Raw genomic sequence first — 17,358 nt, 5'->3', positions numbered from 1 at the left:
CCAATTGCATCCACCGCCTCAAACAAGTCGGCCTCGCTTTCAATCTCTGGTCCGAAGACCACAATGGACTCTACCCCATGCAATGTTTTACCAATGAACCGGGCGAAACCGAGACCGAATTTGCCATCATCACCAACTCCTTCGCTTATTTCCAAATCATCTCCAACGAACTCCACATGGCCAGCATCCTCGCCTGCCCGGCCGACACAACCCGCAAATACGCCACCAACTTCGCTACCGGTTTTAACAACAGTCACATCAGCTATTTCCTCGGCCTGAACGCCTCGCGAAAAAATCCCGCCTCCTTCCTCGCTGGCGACCGCAACCTCTCCACCGGCACCCCGCCCAAAAACGGCATCCTTCAGATTACCGCCAACCAACCCGTCTCCTGGACCACCGAAATCCATGACAGCCGCGGCAACCTCGCCCTCGCCGACGCCAGCGTCCTCGAACTCAAAACCAAACAACTCCCAAAAGCCATCACCGCCACCGGTCTGAGCACCAATCTCCTCGCCCTCCCATAACACGTCACCATTCGCGTACGCGACCGACGACTGCAATCCTTCGCGCCAGCAATCAATTAATGGTGGAATGAGGCTTCGCCCGAATTCAAACCCCGTCGGTGACTCCGTTCCTCCCATCGAGCCCATCCGCGCACGCGGCCCATAACACCCCCCTTTTCACTTTCCCTTTCTAAAAGACCAAAGCAAAATCGCCGCACACACCATCACCACCATCATCACGCCTTCACCCGAAATATGCGACAGAGCTAAATGAGCATGCTTCTCACCTTCCAAATATGAAACGTACGCTGCAATCATATTAAAACTCCAATCTCTGCGCTTTCATTTTCCTTTTGTCCTCAATGACCCGCTATTCTATTCTCTCACACAATCAAAATAAATTCTCGTTCGAAACTAAATGCGCAACTCCATCAAATGCGAACACAACCGGGAGTGGCCGCTCGGCTTTCCCACCTGCTTTGGATTCGACGATCCGTCCCATTATTTTGACATCGCTCCCAAAGACCGCCCTAAGCGTGTGACACTCGGTTCGGACCAATGCATCGTCGATGACAAATCTTTCTTCGTGCTTGGCTGCCTCGATATCCCGCTCCTGGACACAACCGAAGTTTTCCGCTGGATGATCTGGGTATCGCTCAGCGAAAAGACTTTTAAGAGAATGTCCGAACTCTGGCACACCTCAGGACGTGAATCCGAATCTCCTTACTTCGGGTGGCTATCCACCTCCCTTCCCTGCTATCCCGAAACCTTAAATCTCAAGACACACGTGCACACCCAGCCGGTCGGCACTCGTCCCTCGATCGAACTCGAACCCACCGATCACCCACTCGCCATCGACCAACGCTCCGGCATCTCCCTCGCCCGCGCCCATGAGCTCTCACAGCAAATCTCAAGGCAAATGATTTAGCTGCAACAGAAGTCTTTTCTATCTGACTGTCACGGTCTCTGGCCCCATATTTCTCACCCTTTTGTTCGGATGTTGAACTACGATCCGACCTGACAAGACGGGCACCCACATTTGCCGCTCTTTTTACTCACCTCATTGGTATCCATGCTGATAACCCAAAGCATACGCGAGCCAGAACGTGCCCGTAATCAGCAGACATGAATAAAGAATTTTCCGTTTCATAGCATTCATTGTGTTGTTACCTGGCAATTCAACCCTGCCAATGATGCTCATTCCCGTCAAGCCGTTGCTGGAAAACGGCCCATGCCTCCCAGCAAAATCCTACTTCACCTTCTCCACCACCAACATCTCGACTTCCCGCCGCTCCGGAATCAACACCAGTCCAAGCTGCTTGTTCAACTCGCGCATGATGTCCGCCTTCATGGCATCCCCCTGGAGATTCGCATTCCAGTGAAAATCGATATCGTACGCATTGGTCAATCCAGTTTCGTCGATCACCGGCAGGTTGGCCTGCTGGCCGATTTCATGCACCAGGTCGGGTTTGATCGGGTCGGACATTTTAAAACCGAAGCACTGGAAAAATCCCGGTTGTGGCCAACTGCTGGCAGGGTCAACTCTCGTGCTGATTTTCAGGCCGGGCGCGTTCGGGTTGGTGTTTTTCAGGATCAGCACGTCTGTAACGCGCTTTTCCGGATGCGCGACCACGCCAAATTGTTTTTTAATTTCCTTGCGCAATTCTTCCACTGCATTGGTCGGAACCGTGAGCAGCAAATCAAATTGTCCTCGCGGGAGGCCAGAGGGCAGAACCATCTGCTCCGGCCCGAAACCGTAAGCACTGTGAAGAATCTCGGCGAACGGCGCGCCGCGGCGCAATTGATTTCCATTCCGCATGTCTCGTGCTGGGACGTTCCAACTCCCCTGACCTGCATACTTGCTCGGTCGCAAAAGCACCATGGGTGGTGCCGTGTCGAAAGTACGGCTGCTTAGCATTGTGAAGTATTTTTCGATTGATTCATCCGTTGGTTTCTTGATCGCCTCAACTGCGAGGGTTGTCGCGCCCACAGCCAAAAGCGCCGCGATTCCCACAACCGCCGTTGTTTTCAGTTTTGTCCATGCCATAACTTTCAATGCTCCTTTGATGAGGGTTAACGTGGATGCTGAAGCCGCCGCGCCTTTGGCAACCGCCACGGCGGTCGTGGCTTTTGCCAGCCCCACGGGCGCCGCTTGTACTGAGTTCGCTGCAATGGCTCCGGCAATGCTTCCGGTGGCCAAAGTCACGCCCCGCTTCATGAAATGCTTTCGCAATTTTTCCATCGCGCGATGCACCCGGCTTTGTGCCGCCGCTTCAGTGACCTTCATGGCCTCAGCGACTTCGTTCAGACTTTTCTCTTTAAAAAACCGAAGCACCACCGCTTCGCGGTCTTTTTTTCCCAACCGCCCCATTGCTTCGTCGAGCAGAGGCGCAAGTTGATTCCAAACCGTCGCATCAGCACATTCCTGAACGGTCGATTGCATATAGGCCTCCTGTTCACGAAATTGCCGGCGACGTTCTCCGCGCAGGAAACTCAACGCCGTCAGCCGCGTCGTTTCATAGAGCCAGCCTTCAAGAATAGTGCCCGGGCGCAGCTTGCCCGCTTTGCGCGCGAGGATAATAAAAACAGCCTGCGTGATTTCTTCCGCATGGGCGCCACTCCCCACATGGCGATACGCAGCCGAATAAACCAGATGAACGTGCCGCCGAACCAACTCGGCAAAAGCCTCTTCCGACCCTTGCTGGTCGTAATCACGCAGTAATTCCATGTCGCTCACATCGGTCATCTGACTATTTATTGCCGATGCTCGCGAAATCAGGCATTTATTTTTTAAAAATTCTTCAGGGCCGCTACCTTGCCGGCAAGGACGCGCCTTTTCCTTGCACCCTTCCCTCCACTTTGTGACCCTGTCCTTTTGTGCAATCGATAATCAAAATCTTCCTGCTCGTCGCTCTCTCGCTCACCGCTCTGACCACCAACGCTCAAGTCTATTCGAGTGTTGTGCTCTCAAAAAGCAACTCGATTGTCGACATCGATCCCCGCACCCTCGAAATCACTCTCCAACGCACTCCCGATACTGCATACCCCATCTCTCTCGCCATCCCCAACCTCGGCTCTATCACCAACCTGAAGCACACCTCGACCAACGCCACCTGGCAGTTCTCAGATCTCAAAACCACCATCGACGCCCAACTCACCGAAACTAATCTCCTCATTCACATCCTCTCCGAGAAACCCGGCGAATTCACCTTCCCCACCATCTCGGAATCCGGGCGCACCAAAGGCTGGATCCTCCCCATGTTCGAAGGCGTCTACGCGCCCATTGGCGACACCAACTGGTCCACCTTCCTCACTCAACACGGCGAACTGAACACCACCGCCGATTTAACTCTGCCCTTCATCGGCCTCGATTACGGCGATTCCACCATCACCTACATTTTCACGAACCAGTTCAATAACCAGGTCGCTTTCCAATCCACCAGCAATCATCTTCAGGCCAAGCTCACCCACAACTTCACCCGCAATCATCCCATCAAGGAGTATGCGGTCCTGATCCAGTGGAGCCAGGGCTCACCCATCGAACCCGCCCGCATCTATCGCCAATACCTCATTCAACGCGGCGAGTTCATCAGCCTGAAACAGAAAATCGAAAAGACTCCTGAAACCCAAAAACTCCTCGGCGCAGCCCACATCTATCTCTGGGGCGATGACCTGATTACCAGCTCCGACATTCTCACCTGGAAACAATTTGCCCATCAACTCATCGCCGCTTCCACCGCCACCAATCTCACCCCAGCGAAAAGAATCTGGTCGCTCCTCACCAACACCGCGAGGAATGCAGCCACTAATATCATCCAAGTTGAATGGCCCGACAAATACACCAAGTCCCTCGTCACTCAAGACCTGAACCAAATGTTGCTCAAGCGCGATTTCTATGACGAACCCTCCTGGCGTAGCGCCACATTGGACAACTCAGCTTCTGAACTTCTAAAACGCGAACGCTCAACTCTCACCGCCGCCGAACTCACGCATCTGAACTGCTCGCTGCTCGTAACCGCCTTTCCCGACATCGTCGCCAAACCCGAAACCTGGGGCAGCGGCCTTTCTCCCAAGATGATTCAACAACTCTCTGCCGCCGGCCTCGACCGACTCTGGCTCGGCGCCGCCGCCTGGGATGCTTTCGTCAATCGACCCGAAACTGTCGCCGCCGCAAAGAAAGCAGGCTACCTGATCGGCACCTACGACTCCTACCACAGCATGCACAGCCCCAAAGAAAAGGACACCTGGGAAACCGCTCAATTCGATGACGCCATTTATCAAACCGGCGCCATCGTGAATGCCGACGGCACCAAACGCCACGGCTTCAAGAAAAAGGGTTATCTCCTCAGTCCCGCTGCCGCCCGCCCCTACGTCGAAAAACGTGTCACTCAACTGATGGACAGCTTTCACGCCAACTCTTGGTTCATGGATTGCGACGGCTTCGGCGAATTCTTCGACGACTACTCTCCCGCCCATCCCGCTACACAACAATCGGACATGCAAAACCGCATCGCCCGACTCGCCTGGATACGCGACACCTTCGGCGCCGTCATCGGCACAGAAGGCTGCTCCGCCGGTATTGCTCCCACTGTTCACTTCGCCCACGGCATCATGACTCCCGTTATCGGCTGGGGCGACCCAGATCTCACCAACAAAAAATCAGATTATTATCTCGGTGCCTACTATCCACCTGACGAGCCACAAGTCTTCTTCAAACCCGTCCCCACAAAGGAACAATATCGCTACCTCTATTTCGACCCGCGCTTCCGCCTCCCCCTGTTCCAAACCGTCTTCCACGACTCCGTGATCGCCACCCATCATTGGTCTTTTCCCAGCCTCAAAACCCAGGACAACGCCAAAACCGTGGAACTCCTCGAACTCCTCTACAACGTTCCACCCCTCTACCATTTGAATCTCTCAGAATTTGAAAAACGCAAAACCACCATCAAACATCATTACGACTTCTTCTCCCCCCTCCATCGGCAGATCGCATTGTTACCCATGACCGATTTCAAGTGGCTCACCCCCGACCAAACCATCCAAGAAACCACCTTCGGCAATGACCTCACCATCACCGCCAACTTCAGCGACCACGACTGCACAGTAGATAATCAAACCCTCCCCAAACAAACCATCGCCGTTCACTCCCGCTCCACCGGAAAAATTCAGACTTATACTCCGTGACTTTGTTACTCCCAAACTTATGATTGCTCGCATATGGCACCGGAGCTTAACTCAACCAATGATATTATAGCCCGCCGTGAGTTGAATGGCGTCCCACTCTCAGGAGAAAAATTCCAAATCATCATTGAAATCGGAAAGCCCTACACAGAGGAAAATCAGAATTGGCGTTGTCCAGTAACAGTTCAACCACTCAGTAAGCGGACTTACCACATTAACGGTTCTGATTCTTTCCAGGCGCTGACCCTTGCCATTTCTTTTGCCCACGAGGAACTGGCAGACTTTGTGAAAAGTGGCGGCAAGTTGTTTTTTCGGGATTCGGATGAGGAATTCAACCTGAATGAGCCGTTTGAAAAGCAGTGAAGCCCTCAATCCGACGAAAGCAGCACCATCTCCCCAGCCTTGGCTGCTTCTTGAAAGAACAACACCAAAAGTGGGTAAAAATCAAAAACAGATTCCACATCCTCTACTGTCCATGCCCCGCGTCTGCCATGAGGATAAATCTGCGCCGCATTGAACGATTCCACATTAAAGCGCGACCGCAATTCCTCTACTGAGATTCCCTCGAGTGCCTGGGCCACCTCTCGCACCTCGTCCGGCGTGAGCGACCGGACATGCCCATAAGTACACTCCCAAGGCGTCTCCTTTCCGCCCTGCACTACATTTCCTAAAGGAGGTGGAGCAATCTTTTTCCAAATGTCGCCCTCCCCAGTGAGCAAAAAATGCAACGCGTGCCAATCCGTGCCGACGCTCAAATGCCGGCCACTTGCTTCACGTTCCTCAATCGCCACCAACAATGCTTCCGGATCATCCAAACTTTCAAGGTCATTCCCGAAGAACGACCCTGCAGCTTTAGGATCAGATAACAGCCCTTTAAACTCCTCCGGCGTGACACGCCAATAACCTGCCTCAATACTCATAGAATTTCCCGCTAGGTTTCATCGTGCACATCTTCAACTCTCCAACTTTCGATGCCACATCTCTTGTGCAGTATAGGTATATGTAAAGTCCACCCGATTTTCCGAAAGGGCTTTCAACCGGCATTTTAGTAACCTTCCCGTCGAGTTCCAATAGGCCGCAAACGTCAACTCCTCTTTATTCCATTTCAGATCGTAAACCTCCGCTTCTTCTCCATCATACCGGTCCACTGCACGAACGCGAAAACAATTTCTCCCCTTCGAAACAGTGTATTCCAACTCCGTTGCGTATTCGTCTCCATTCACCCAACTACCTATCAATAGGTACTTTTTCCTGACTTTTTCCCTTTTCGGCATCTTTGGACATCTTCCACTCCGTTTCATAACGCCACATCATCCCTCCGACTCTTTCCTTGTAAAGCTGGAAAATACCTCCTCCGAAAACGAAAGCGGCAGACGTAAAACCTGGGAACCTATTCCCTAAAACGTCTGCCGCTTACCGCTACCAACCTATGATTAAAGTACGACAACTTTTTGCAGCAATCCTGATGCCAGCCAAACCCATCGCTTGTTCCACTTGAAATCGACTTTAAATAGGCCTTTTGACCACTCTTTTGACTCTGTCTGTCTGCAACATCTCCGTCACTGTCTCAAAATGAGATACCCACGCTGCCTCCTATCAGCACACCTCGACTTCATTCGCCACCCAGTTGAAACTCCCGGCTTAATTGGGAAAACCCGGCGACCTCGGCCCGCCATTGGGACCACCTCCACGTGGACCGTGCAGCGCAAAACTCGGATCAGGTGTTCCTCGATAAGCGCGCGGAATAAACGGAAAATCGCTGGTTAAATAATAATGATAAATCCCCTCCGGAAACTCCGGCGTCACGCCGAAACGTCCGTTGCACTCATCCAAATTCCCTAAGCCGGCCACATACTCAAAATCCGCCACGTACGTTCCATCGTAAATTCCGCCCGGCCCGTTCGGACGCGTCCCCGGCTTCAGCTTGAAACTCGACTTCACCGGCTTGAGCGTGCTCTTTGCATCCTTCGGATTGCTATAGCCCCAAGGCGCATAAATCGGAAATCCATCCGCCGCCCACCCGAGCAAAACCATCCTTTCCTTCGCGCCCTTCACTTTGCTCAACAATCCCGTCGGCAAGCCATGATAATGATAAGCCCCGGTCGGTTGCACATGCGCATTGTTCTGATCCATTCCCAACTTCTTCGTCCCGCTGATTGGCTCGTATTGCCAGCCGGAACTCCGATCATTATTCCACCACTCCGCCGCGCCGGGATCGAACACCACCCCGTTGATCGCCACTCCAAACGGCTGCATCCGCAACGGCGTCACCTTGGCCGCTACCTGCGGATGTGCCGTCACTTTGAATACGTAGCTTTGCGGCTGAATGGAATTCGGATTCCCGCGGTTTGGAAACTTCCCCGGCTCATGATCCGGCAAACCGTTCGCCCGTATCACCCGGAAGTTTCCTTCGATCGTGATGGAAGCCCGGTTCGTCGCACTCCTAGGCACCGTTTGTGCCCTGACCACCTGGCCACGCTCCAAAAGCACCACCAACGCCACGCCCAACTTCATCGCCAATAGAATTCTGCTGTTCATATCATCATCCTGAATGCATTTGTTGGTGGAAGCCTGAACCTCAAATGTTAAGGCTTGATGTGGTGAACCAGGGTAAATTGTAAACTAAATGTAAAACCCTGACCTCAGGGAGAACTGGTTTTGGAAACGTTGGAGGTGTCGGCTTTCGCTGTGGCGGTTTCCAGCCTGTCCAGCACTCTGCTGCGTGCACGATTTACCTTCTGCTCCTGACGCATGGCTAAAAATTGAGCGCCGTCATGGCAATGCATGCAATGAAGCAGACCACACTCCACCTTCTGGCAGCATCCCTTGCAAATTTTATCGCCAAGCCAGCAAACAAAGTCGCGCAGGCATACCATCCAGGGCACGCACACGAAACTAAAAATCCCAGGCAAAAGAAAATGACCGCCACTGCCAGACAGATTCTTGCAACCGAACTTTTAACGCCGGGCCTCATACCTCATCGGCCCTCATCCAAACAATCCCTGACCGCCTGCGCCAGCTTGCGCGGATGATACGGTTTCTGCAAAAAGTTCAACCCCTCCTGCAACACCATATCCGCGCCGACCACCGCCAGACTATAGCCGCTGGAATAAATCACTTTCAATTTCGGCTTGTCAGCCAGCAATCGCTCAGCCAGTTCCCGCCCAGTAATCCCATGTGGCATGACCATATCGGTCAGCAGCAGGCTGATTTCATCTTTATGCTCCTGCCAAACCGACAACGCCGCCGGCCCCGAGACCGCCTCCAGCACTCGATAACCATATCTTTCGAGTACGTTTCGCACCAGCACCCGCAATGGCGTCTCATCCTCCACTACCAGGACCGTCTCCGCCCCGCCCTGCACCCTAGTCTCAACGGCCGGACCAGCCAGGGAACTGGCTGCCTTGGAAACGCTGCCGGGCAGGAAAATCTGGAAGATGGTTTCCTTGCCCACGGTGCTATCCACGGTAATCCATCCCTTATGTTGTTGCACAATGCCATACACTGTTGCCAGCCCCAGCCCGGTCCCTTTGCCCACATCCTTCGTGGTAAAAAATGGATCAAAAATCTTCGGCACATGCTCAGGCGCAATGCCCGTGCCGGTATCCTTTACCGTGACGCAAACATACTCGCCCGCGCGCGCCCCTGGATGCCGGAGTGCCTGCCCTTGATCCAGTGTCATCGCTGAACTGTAAATTAATAACCGACCACCCTTGGGCATGGCGTCGCGGGCATTCACCGCGAGGTTGAGCAAAATCTGCTCCATCATTCCCGGATCGGCATGCACCTGCGGCAGGCTCGGCGCATAATTCACCTGCAACGTGATGTCTTCCCCAAGCAGGCGCCGCAACATCTTGGTCATGTTGCTGATGACCTCATTCAGGTCCAATTCCTTCGGCTGAATCACCTGGCGTCGGCTGAACGTCAGTAATTGCTTCGTCAGGTTTGCCGCCCGCTCGGCTGCCAGAATGATCTGCTGCGCGGAATCCTGCGCTTCCTTCGGCAGATGCTCCACCATGCCCAGCAATGACCCGTGCCCCTGAATAACGGTAAGGATATTGTTAAAATCGTGCGCGATACCCCCCGCAAGCTGTCCCACTGATTCCATCTTCTGTGACTGACGCAGCTGCGCCTCCAGGTTTTGCCGGTCCGTAATATCAGCAACATAACAATGCACGACGCCAATTGCGCCAATCGGAAAGAACGATGAAGAAATTGTCCGGCTGTCCATCACGATTTCGTGCCTCAGGCTGCTTTCTCCAGTCGCAAGACATTGCCTGACAATTTCCCGGGTTTCTTGCGGCAGGAATTCCGAAGGATGCTGTTTCCCAAGCGACTTGGCCATCTGCAATGCCGCATCGTTGAAATAATTCACTTCTCCTTCCGCAGAGAGTTCCAATACGGGATTCGGATTGAACTGCGGAAATGCTGCCAATTTCTGGTTTTCCGCCTCTGCCCGGATTCGCTCCAGCGCACCCCCGCAATGATCCGCCAATGCCTGCAAAGTCTGCAAATCCTCCCCGGTATACGCGTTGGGCGTATAGCTTTGAATGGACAACACCCCAATAACCTTCGCGCCATTTCTCACCGGCACAAAAATAAGCGAGGCGGAAGGCCGCGATTTATCTCCAAACTGAGTAAATTCTGCGGAGCTTTTAAAAGGAGGTTTGCGAATTATCAATTCTGCGCCGGATTCCAGAATCCGGCGCAATAGCGGACCGGGCGCTTCGTTTCTATAACGCGGCGCCACATCCACCTTCCGGCCATCAATCAAATCCATCACCAAAATCGACGTGACTGTTCTATGCCCCGCATGGCAAATATCCAGACTGCACGCGTCCCATCCCAGCAAATTATTCGCCACCTCAACAATAATCCTCGCCGCCTCAACATCCGTGGTCGCCGAACTCAATCGCTCCCCCAACCTGGCAAATGCCGCGCTTCTCACCTCCGCCCGCTTCCGCACCGTAATGTCCAGAACCGTTCCCACAAACCGTATCGGCTTGCCACTTTCATCGCTCACCACCTCCGCCTGCTCATTGACGGTCTTGATTTCGCCATTCGGCAAAACGATGCGATGATCAATACTGTGCGAGGCGCATGACCGCAGGGTTTCTTCGCTCGCTCTCCTGACCAGTTCCCGATCCTCTGGATGAACTCGCGCTAAAAATGCCTCGTAAGTAACCTCAACCTGCTGCGGTTCAAATCCAAATATTCTATAAGTCTCATCCGACCAGGTGAGATGGTTGGTTTCCAGATCGCGCTCCCAGTTGCCCAAGTGCGCAATGCGTTGCGCCCGGGCCAGACTTGCCTGGCTTTTCCGCAATGCCTCCTCGGCCCGCTTGCGCTCGGTGATATTGCGCACCACGACCTGGATCGCCGGCTTTCCTCGGTAGGCAAAAGGAATCGCAGTGACCTCCACATCGACCACGCTGCCATCCAGCCGGATCAGCTTTTCTTCCAACAATGGCACGCCATTTCCTTGACTCAGTTCGGCCAGCCTCTGCCGCAGGGCTTCATGATAATCCGGGTGGGTGACATCGAAGGAACTCTTGCCAATGATCTGGCTCGGATCGGTCGTCCCAAACAGCTCCAGCCCTGCGCTATTCAGGTAAACGTACCGGTCATCTGCCTGAATCAAAATCGCATCCGGCGCCAACTCAACCAGCCGGCGGTAATTCTCCTCACTCTCACGCAATGCCTGCTCCGCACGCTTGCGCTCGGTGATGTCACGCGCAATGGAGGATACCCCAATCACCTTCCCGGAGGCATCCTTGATCGGCGAAGTGGTAATGGACACCTCCACCATACTCTGATCCCGCCGCAAACGGGTCGTTTCAAATGCCTCAATCCGCTCTCCCCGGCGCACCTGTTCCAGCCGGGCGAAAAACTCCTCCTCTTTTTCTGGTAGCAGAGTCATCGAAATGGATCGTCCGTTGGCTTCAGCAGCGCTGTAGCCGTACAGGCGCTCTGCCGCCGGGTTCCAACTGAAGATCACCCCGTCAAAAGTCGTGCTGATAATGGCATCCGTGGAGGACTCGACAATCGCAGCATATTGAAGCAAAGCCTCTTCCGCTCTCTGCCGCTCGGTGATGTCCTCGATCATCGCGATCGGAAACTGCGGCTGGCCGGAAGCATCCCGCACCATGGAGACAGTCAATCGTCCCCAAATAATCCGGCCATCCTTGCGCACAAAGCGCTTCTCCACCTGGTAAAAGTCTGACTCCCCGGAGATCAGGCGTTTAATGTGTTGTGTCTCTTCCCTGTGATCTCGGGCGTGGGTAAAATCCTTACGGGTAATCTGCTGCAACTCCCCGGCTGTATAGCCCAACATAAGTTGCAACGCCCGGTTGGCCTCCACAATCCGGCCATTCAAATCTTCAACCGCTATTCCCGTGCCTGCACCATGAAAGATCGCCCGAAAACGCGACTCACTGTTGCGCAATAATTTTTCTGTCTCCAGTTTCTCGGCCCTCTCCGCTGCCTCCCGTAAAGCGCGCTGAATGGCCGGCCCCAACCGCGACAGGCGCTCTTTGGATACGAAATCGGTTGCTCCCGCCTGGATGAGCTGCATCACATTCTCATCTCCGATCGAGCCTGAAACACTGATGAACGGCAGTTCCGCAGTATGCTCGCGCCAAATTTTAAGCGCCTCCAAGCCATTGAATCCGGGCAGGGCATAATCCGCCAGCACAACGTCGGGACCGAAGCTCTTTAATGCCTCCTGAAAGGCTTTTCGACCATGAACCTGGCAGGATTGAAAGGCGATTTCTTGTCGGCGCAGCTCAGCCTCAAGGAGCACCACGTCGGGAATGGAATCCTCTACAATTAAGATGCGCAACGGTTGGCTCATGAGCTTATGCAGAAATCTTCTCCACCCAGCCAAAAGCTTCGGGACCACCCGCATGCATTAGTGCTTGAGGCAAAGACTTTCCATGGCCGACAACGCCGCCTCAAATCAAAAGCACCCTGCTCCCAATAACTAATGAATCTCTTCTTCCTCAAACTTGTTCCCCGTTCTCATTCCGTTTCTTTTCCCCATTTCGGAAATTAATTTTGGCATTCGATATAGTCCGCGCCCAAATATCTATCCGCCCTCATGCCCAAGAAATTACCGGCCATCAAAGTAAAAGGTCAGCGCAGCTATGCGTTCGTTGTAATTTGTGCAGCAAGTTGAATTCCACGTGAAAACCCGTTCAAGCATGCCCCTGCACAACAGTAGCTTGCACACAGTTTAGCTTGTGCGCAATCACAAGAGTTGAGCCCGAACAATTTTAGTTAAGGCTTTTGAGGCGAGAGTGCAGCTGAAGTGGTTTCTAACGACTTCCGGACGGTTCTGCCACTTCGGTTACGAACGGTAGATTTCGTCGAAGTTTGCTTGCCCTGCCTTGCCGGCCGTGCCTGGGAACTTGTCTTGGTCTTAAGAAAATCCAATTCTGCCTGCTTGATTTCCAATTTCCTGCTCAACGATTCGATTTGAGCTTTGAACTTGCCCTGGGCACCTTCTATCTCCTTCTGGATACCCCCGTTCACACGCTCTTTGTGGACGCGCCGAACCGACTCGACGATCCCAGTGCTGGTTAGCTCCATTCCCTTGTCCCCAATAACCACAGGAAACTCGTTTTCAATAAAACCCGACCCACGATATTTCAGCACTCGCAAACTGCGGGACGAAGTATGATTTGTAATCCGATAATCCAAACGCACCACACAGTCGGCCATGAACTGCATCGAAGTCTGTCGCGGAGTCAGAAACATATCCTCCACTTCGCTCTGGGAGGTGATTACTGACGTTAACCCGCTCTCCAGCAACCAATCTCGAAGGCGGGCAATCTCATGCCGCTCGGTTGTTCGGTCTCCCAGGAGCGCCAAAAAGGCATCAAAAGAATCAAAAACAATCCGTTTGGCACGCATTTCGTTGGCTACCACCCGTATCCCAGCCAGCATGCCACTCAAATACAATTCAATCGAATTGAAGGTGTTGGGGCGAATCCGCGCATCCAGAATTACCAACTTATCCTTTTCCAGTTCCGCCAGATCCCAGCCAAAAGTGGCGGCATTCTCCACAATCTGACGAGGGCTCTCCTGGAAGCTCACCAAAACGCCAGCCTCGCCCCTGCGAACCTCTTCCACCAAACTTTGCAGCGCAAACACGCTCTTGCCACTGCCTGGCCCACCCATGACTAGAGTTGTCCTGTTCTCGGGTAAACCACCGCCTGTAATTTCATCGAAGCCCGGAATTCCGGTTGCCGATTTAATGAGCCCGCCACGTCGTTTGGTGTGCGTCATAAGTAAATCGATGCTTACGGGTTAAATCGCAAATGACAAGCCCAAATAAGGGGTCATTTTTCGGTGGCCGACTTGGGCGATTCCAGTTGGAGATGCACCTTGGCGGGAGGCGAATTGGTTTTCTTGGTCTTGAACGCCGATCGGAGCAGCCAATGATGTTTCAATCCTTGTATGAACTGATCACTATGTACAATTGTATCCGAGAGATGGGTCAAAATGTTTGTATTGGCCTGCACCTGCCCATTCAAATTACTCGTCACATCGGCCAGATTATTGAGCGATTTCGTCAAGCTTTCAGCCAGCACCACCAGATTGGAATCCGCATCTGAAACCGTTGTATTCACGTTCGTTAACGTCACGTCCAGTTGCCGGTGCATATTTGTCGGAATCAGCCAATCGCCCAGCGTTCCCTGGCCTTGTAGTTGTGCCGTAATGAACGTCATGTTGGTGATGACCGGTTGAATGCTTTGCGCCACCACATTCAGGTTGGAGGTCATGCTCGCGCTGTTGGAGAGCGTGGCCGATAGCTGGTTCGTCAGTCCCAGGATATTAGGCAATGCCGCCTCGACAGAAGCAACCAACCGTTCTGCGCGATCCGTTAGCGCGGGCGATTCGTCAGGGACCAAGCCATAACGGTTCCGCCCATTAAAAGCCACGTACCAGGCGTTGTGATCGTCCCAAACCGCCATGAGCTTGTTCCTTTGTTGATTTGTGGGGGTGATGGTGAGTCCTGCAGTCACGTATGGTCGAATCTTCTCCAGAACGCCATTCGTCAAGGGCAGCAGGGCTTTGGCCACCATTGTTGAATTCGAGTTGACCACGGCCCATACCTCCTGTGCCAAAACATATTCCTCGCGGTTTGGCAAACGCTCAATTTCCGCCATTGTGTTCGTATGGAGCGGGCTAAATATATAAGTTGGATACCCGTTCGTCCCCTTGGTCACTTCCACCACCCGTTTGCCCAACAAATCCAGGGCCGCAGCCGTCACCTTCGCATGCGACCCCTCCGTCCAAAGATAACCGTCGTACGGGTGGACGATGACGAAATCGATGCAAATGTTGTGTTCCAAATCATATGGTGGCTGAGGTTGTATGTCAGTGATGTGGCCAACCGACAATCCCATCAACTGAACCGGGTCGCCCACCTTCAATCCCGTAGCCCGGTCCGTGAACGTGTAATAAGGCACCTTGATCAAAAACCACCCTTTGTTTTTCGCGGTTGTGTAAAGGTAATACGCAAAACCACCAAGCAATAAAAGTGTCGCCAGCAGCACGAACCAGCCTACCGCCCGTTCCATATGGCTGAGCCGGGTTCTTAATTGTGGGGTCAGATCTTGCAACGCCATAATGTTAGTTGTCTTGTCTAAATATCCGGCAATTCCTCTGCCAACAACTCTTTTACTATCGGATGCGCCGCCATCGCCTCTTCCGGTTTGTTCCCCAACGCTACAAATCTCTTTTCTTGTAAAATTGCAAATTGCTTGGGCCTGCCTCGCCAATGTCTTAAATCATCCGTCGTCACCACCAATGTGGTCGGCCGACCCTTCAAGAACTCATGCCCCTTGGCCAATTGATCCATTAGTCCCAGCCACCAGCTCGTTTGCCTGAGATCCAACCCGCCTAACGGATTGTCCAGCAACAACACCTCCGGCTCCAGTATCAACGCCCGGGCCAAACCCGTCCGCTTCTTCAAATTGCGCCCAATCGCCCCCGGCGTACTGCCCGCCCAATCCTCCAGGCCAGTCAGCTTTAAAACCTCTCTCAACCGGGGCTCCGCCTCCTGGATCGACAATCCCTTATGATATCGGTAGGGCAACGCCACGTTCTCCCCCACCGTCAAATGATGAAACAACTGTCCCCCATCAAACACCAATCCAATCCTTAACCGCTCCTTCAAAAGCGGCCCTTCGAAAATCGGCATCTCATTCCCGAACAACCGGTACTCCCCGCCCTGCGGTGAAATCAAACCCGCCGCTGTCGAGAGCAAATCGCTCTTCCCCGATCCCTGCATCCCCGCAATGACCCAAAACTCCCCCGCCTGCACCGTCCAATCCACCCCTTCCAACATCGTCACCTTTGGATTCATCAACGACCCGATGTTCACCCCCCGCATCTCAATCACCGGGGTTCCTTCAGGCGCTGTATCAGGCGGGGTTTGCATCACAATACCAGGTAAATGACAATAAACAGCGCATCCAGGGCCACACAGGCAATCACACTCTGCGCCACCGCCCGCACCGTCGCATTCGAGACCTCCTCCAACTGCAACGGCTGCGCCAGGCCGTGATAACACGTAATCACCGAAATGATCACTCCGAACAAAATCGACTTCGTCCCCAGCACGATAAAATCGGTATACGACAACGCCCCCGCCAGCTGCTCAAAATAATCGGTCGGCCGCAACGGCACATCCTGCAGGAATGCCCACATATACCCGCTCAACAACGAACCCAGGATGAAATACACCGTCAACGAAAACACCCCAATTGCCATCCCGATCACCCGCGGCATCACCAGGTAATGTATCGGATCAATCACCAACGCCTCCAGCGCTTCCACCTCACCCAATGCCCGCGCCGTCCCCAATTCAATCACATTCGACGTCCCCGCCCGCGCCAACACCAGCAACGCCGTCAACATCGGCCCAATCTCCCGCACCACCACCAGCACCATGATCGTCCCCAAATACTGAACCGCATTCACCCGCGTCAACCACGACACCGCCTGCCCGATCACCACCAAACCCATTGCCAGCGACAAAAACAAAAACATAGGCAACAACTTCACCCCCGACCGATTCAACTCCTGCCAGATCAAAGGCCAAACCACACTCCGCGCCCTGCGAAACTTCGTGAAGATCACCCCCAGCGTGATCAGAAAGAAAGCTCCCAATCCCTGAATCGTCAGCAAAAAACGAATCACCTTGCGACCGAAGTAATTCGAATAAGCCCGGGGCAATGGTGCCCACAACAAATAGTGCCGCTCCGGCACATTCATCCCGCTGACATTGCCCTTTTCCACGCTGCCAGAGTATGTGCTTTGCCCCACCACTGCAAGCAGGGTAAAACCTACCTCATATCCGCCAACCAAAAACACTCATCCTCATTCCATTTCGCTGCATCTCGCTCAGCATTTGATTCCCTTTTGCAAATCCTCCCAACCAACGGATCAATTAGCCCTTCTTATCCCCCACGCAAAAACCCATTCTCGAACTATACCGAATGCCTCCGCTTCACGCCGGGTTATCTACATTCCTTTTCTTGTTATACCGAATGCCAAAAGAAATTTCCGAATGGCAGGAGGGATTTTGGTTTGAGGAAGGCGGAGGCCGCAGGCGCTATCCTTAGATAGCGACCAGGCCGACAACGCCGCCTCAAATCAAAAG

General features: G+C 53.4%; 14 protein-coding genes. 4 read left to right on the top strand and 10 right to left on the bottom strand.

Annotation, left to right across the window (positions count from 1 at the left end; genetic code table 11):
* On the top strand, nt 1-524 hold a 524-nt coding region (locus CFLAV_RS35530), incomplete at its 5' end, for a type II secretion system protein (protein WP_160164582.1).
* A gap of 156 nt (nt 525-680) precedes the next feature.
* Here CFLAV_RS35530 and CFLAV_RS35525 read toward each other — a convergent pair.
* Entirely contained in the window at nt 681-821 is a 141-nt protein-coding gene (locus CFLAV_RS35525) for a hypothetical protein (RefSeq protein WP_007415401.1), read from the bottom strand.
* 100 nt (nt 822-921) lie between these two features.
* On the opposite strand from CFLAV_RS35525, the gene CFLAV_RS14005 reads away from it, so the two are divergent.
* Entirely contained in the window at nt 922-1,431 is a 510-nt protein-coding gene (locus CFLAV_RS14005; RefSeq protein ID WP_007415400.1) for a DUF2199 domain-containing protein, read from the top strand.
* A 321-nt stretch (nt 1,432-1,752) separates the two neighbouring features.
* Here CFLAV_RS14005 and CFLAV_RS14000 read toward each other — a convergent pair whose 3' ends face one another.
* Complete coding sequence (locus CFLAV_RS14000) at nt 1,753-3,249, bottom strand: TIGR03435 family protein (protein WP_007415398.1); 1,497 nt, start codon at nt 3,247-3,249, stop codon at nt 1,753-1,755.
* A gap of 131 nt (nt 3,250-3,380) precedes the next feature.
* On the opposite strand from CFLAV_RS14000, the gene CFLAV_RS13995 reads away from it, so the two are divergent.
* Nucleotides 3,381-5,687: a glycoside hydrolase gene (locus tag CFLAV_RS13995; RefSeq protein ID WP_007415397.1), complete on the top strand. Its 2,307-nt coding sequence runs from the start codon at nt 3,381-3,383 to the stop codon at nt 5,685-5,687.
* A 33-nt stretch (nt 5,688-5,720) separates the two neighbouring features.
* Nucleotides 5,721-6,047 carry a DUF6968 family protein gene (locus tag CFLAV_RS13990; protein ID WP_007415396.1) on the top strand — a complete coding sequence of 109 codons (327 nt, stop codon included), beginning with the start codon at nt 5,721-5,723 and terminating at the stop codon, nt 6,045-6,047.
* A gap of 5 nt (nt 6,048-6,052) precedes the next feature.
* Here CFLAV_RS13990 and CFLAV_RS13985 read toward each other — a convergent pair whose 3' ends face one another.
* The 8 genes from CFLAV_RS13985 to CFLAV_RS13945 form a co-directional block, all read right to left on the bottom strand.
* Entirely contained in the window at nt 6,053-6,604 is a 552-nt protein-coding gene (locus tag CFLAV_RS13985) for a YfbM family protein (protein WP_007415395.1), read from the bottom strand.
* Nucleotides 6,605-6,637: 33 nt separating this feature from the next.
* The gene (locus tag CFLAV_RS13980) at nt 6,638-6,958 is read right to left on the bottom strand and encodes a hypothetical protein (RefSeq protein ID WP_007415394.1); all 321 of its coding nucleotides are present in this window, start codon (nt 6,956-6,958) and stop codon (nt 6,638-6,640) included.
* A 367-nt stretch (nt 6,959-7,325) separates the two neighbouring features.
* Nucleotides 7,326-8,222: a YHYH protein gene (locus tag CFLAV_RS13975; RefSeq protein ID WP_007415393.1), complete on the bottom strand. Its 897-nt coding sequence runs from the start codon at nt 8,220-8,222 to the stop codon at nt 7,326-7,328.
* Nucleotides 8,223-8,661: 439 nt separating this feature from the next.
* Nucleotides 8,662-12,537 carry a PAS domain S-box protein gene (locus CFLAV_RS32305; protein ID WP_160164580.1) on the bottom strand — a complete coding sequence of 1,292 codons (3,876 nt, stop codon included), beginning with the start codon at nt 12,535-12,537 and terminating at the stop codon, nt 8,662-8,664.
* A gap of 425 nt (nt 12,538-12,962) precedes the next feature.
* Nucleotides 12,963-13,973 (bottom strand): ATPase domain-containing protein, encoded by a 1,011-nt coding sequence (locus CFLAV_RS13960; protein WP_007415390.1) that lies wholly within the window; start codon nt 13,971-13,973, stop codon nt 12,963-12,965.
* 53 nt (nt 13,974-14,026) lie between these two features.
* Nucleotides 14,027-15,319: an MlaD family protein gene (locus CFLAV_RS13955; protein ID WP_007415389.1), complete on the bottom strand. Its 1,293-nt coding sequence runs from the start codon at nt 15,317-15,319 to the stop codon at nt 14,027-14,029.
* Nucleotides 15,320-15,336: 17 nt separating this feature from the next.
* Nucleotides 15,337-16,134: an ATP-binding cassette domain-containing protein gene (locus CFLAV_RS13950; RefSeq protein ID WP_007415388.1), complete on the bottom strand. Its 798-nt coding sequence runs from the start codon at nt 16,132-16,134 to the stop codon at nt 15,337-15,339.
* Nucleotides 16,134-17,069 carry an MlaE family ABC transporter permease gene (locus CFLAV_RS13945; RefSeq protein ID WP_007415387.1) on the bottom strand — a complete coding sequence of 312 codons (936 nt, stop codon included), beginning with the start codon at nt 17,067-17,069 and terminating at the stop codon, nt 16,134-16,136. Before CFLAV_RS13945 ends, CFLAV_RS13950 begins: the two co-directional genes overlap by 1 nt.
* Nucleotides 17,070-17,358 lie beyond the last annotated feature (289 nt).

The sequence above is a fragment of the Pedosphaera parvula Ellin514 genome, assembly GCF_000172555.1.
In the GTDB taxonomy this organism is placed as follows: Bacteria; Verrucomicrobiota; Verrucomicrobiia; order Limisphaerales; family Pedosphaeraceae; genus Pedosphaera.
Note: the sequence above shows the minus strand (reverse complement) of the source record. Positions and strands in the feature narration are given on the sequence as shown.

Coding starts and splice junctions, on each gene's coding strand:
- CFLAV_RS35525 (WP_007415401.1), bottom strand. CDS start 821: ATGATTGCAGCGTACGTTTCATATTTGGAAGGTGAGAAGCATGCTCAT.
- CFLAV_RS14005 (WP_007415400.1), top strand. CDS start 922: ATGCGCAACTCCATCAAATGCGAACACAACCGGGAGTGGCCGCTCGGC.
- CFLAV_RS14000 (WP_007415398.1), bottom strand. CDS start 3,249: ATGACCGATGTGAGCGACATGGAATTACTGCGTGATTACGACCAGCAA.
- CFLAV_RS13990 (WP_007415396.1), top strand. CDS start 5,721: ATGGCACCGGAGCTTAACTCAACCAATGATATTATAGCCCGCCGTGAG.
- CFLAV_RS13985 (WP_007415395.1), bottom strand. CDS start 6,604: ATGAGTATTGAGGCAGGTTATTGGCGTGTCACGCCGGAGGAGTTTAAA.
- CFLAV_RS13980 (WP_007415394.1), bottom strand. CDS start 6,958: ATGCCGAAAAGGGAAAAAGTCAGGAAAAAGTACCTATTGATAGGTAGT.
- CFLAV_RS13975 (WP_007415393.1), bottom strand. CDS start 8,222: ATGAACAGCAGAATTCTATTGGCGATGAAGTTGGGCGTGGCGTTGGTG.
- CFLAV_RS32305 (WP_160164580.1), bottom strand. CDS start 12,537: ATGAGCCAACCGTTGCGCATCTTAATTGTAGAGGATTCCATTCCCGAC.
- CFLAV_RS13960 (WP_007415390.1), bottom strand. CDS start 13,973: ATGACGCACACCAAACGACGTGGCGGGCTCATTAAATCGGCAACCGGA.
- CFLAV_RS13955 (WP_007415389.1), bottom strand. CDS start 15,319: ATGGCGTTGCAAGATCTGACCCCACAATTAAGAACCCGGCTCAGCCAT.
- CFLAV_RS13950 (WP_007415388.1), bottom strand. CDS start 16,134: ATGCAAACCCCGCCTGATACAGCGCCTGAAGGAACCCCGGTGATTGAG.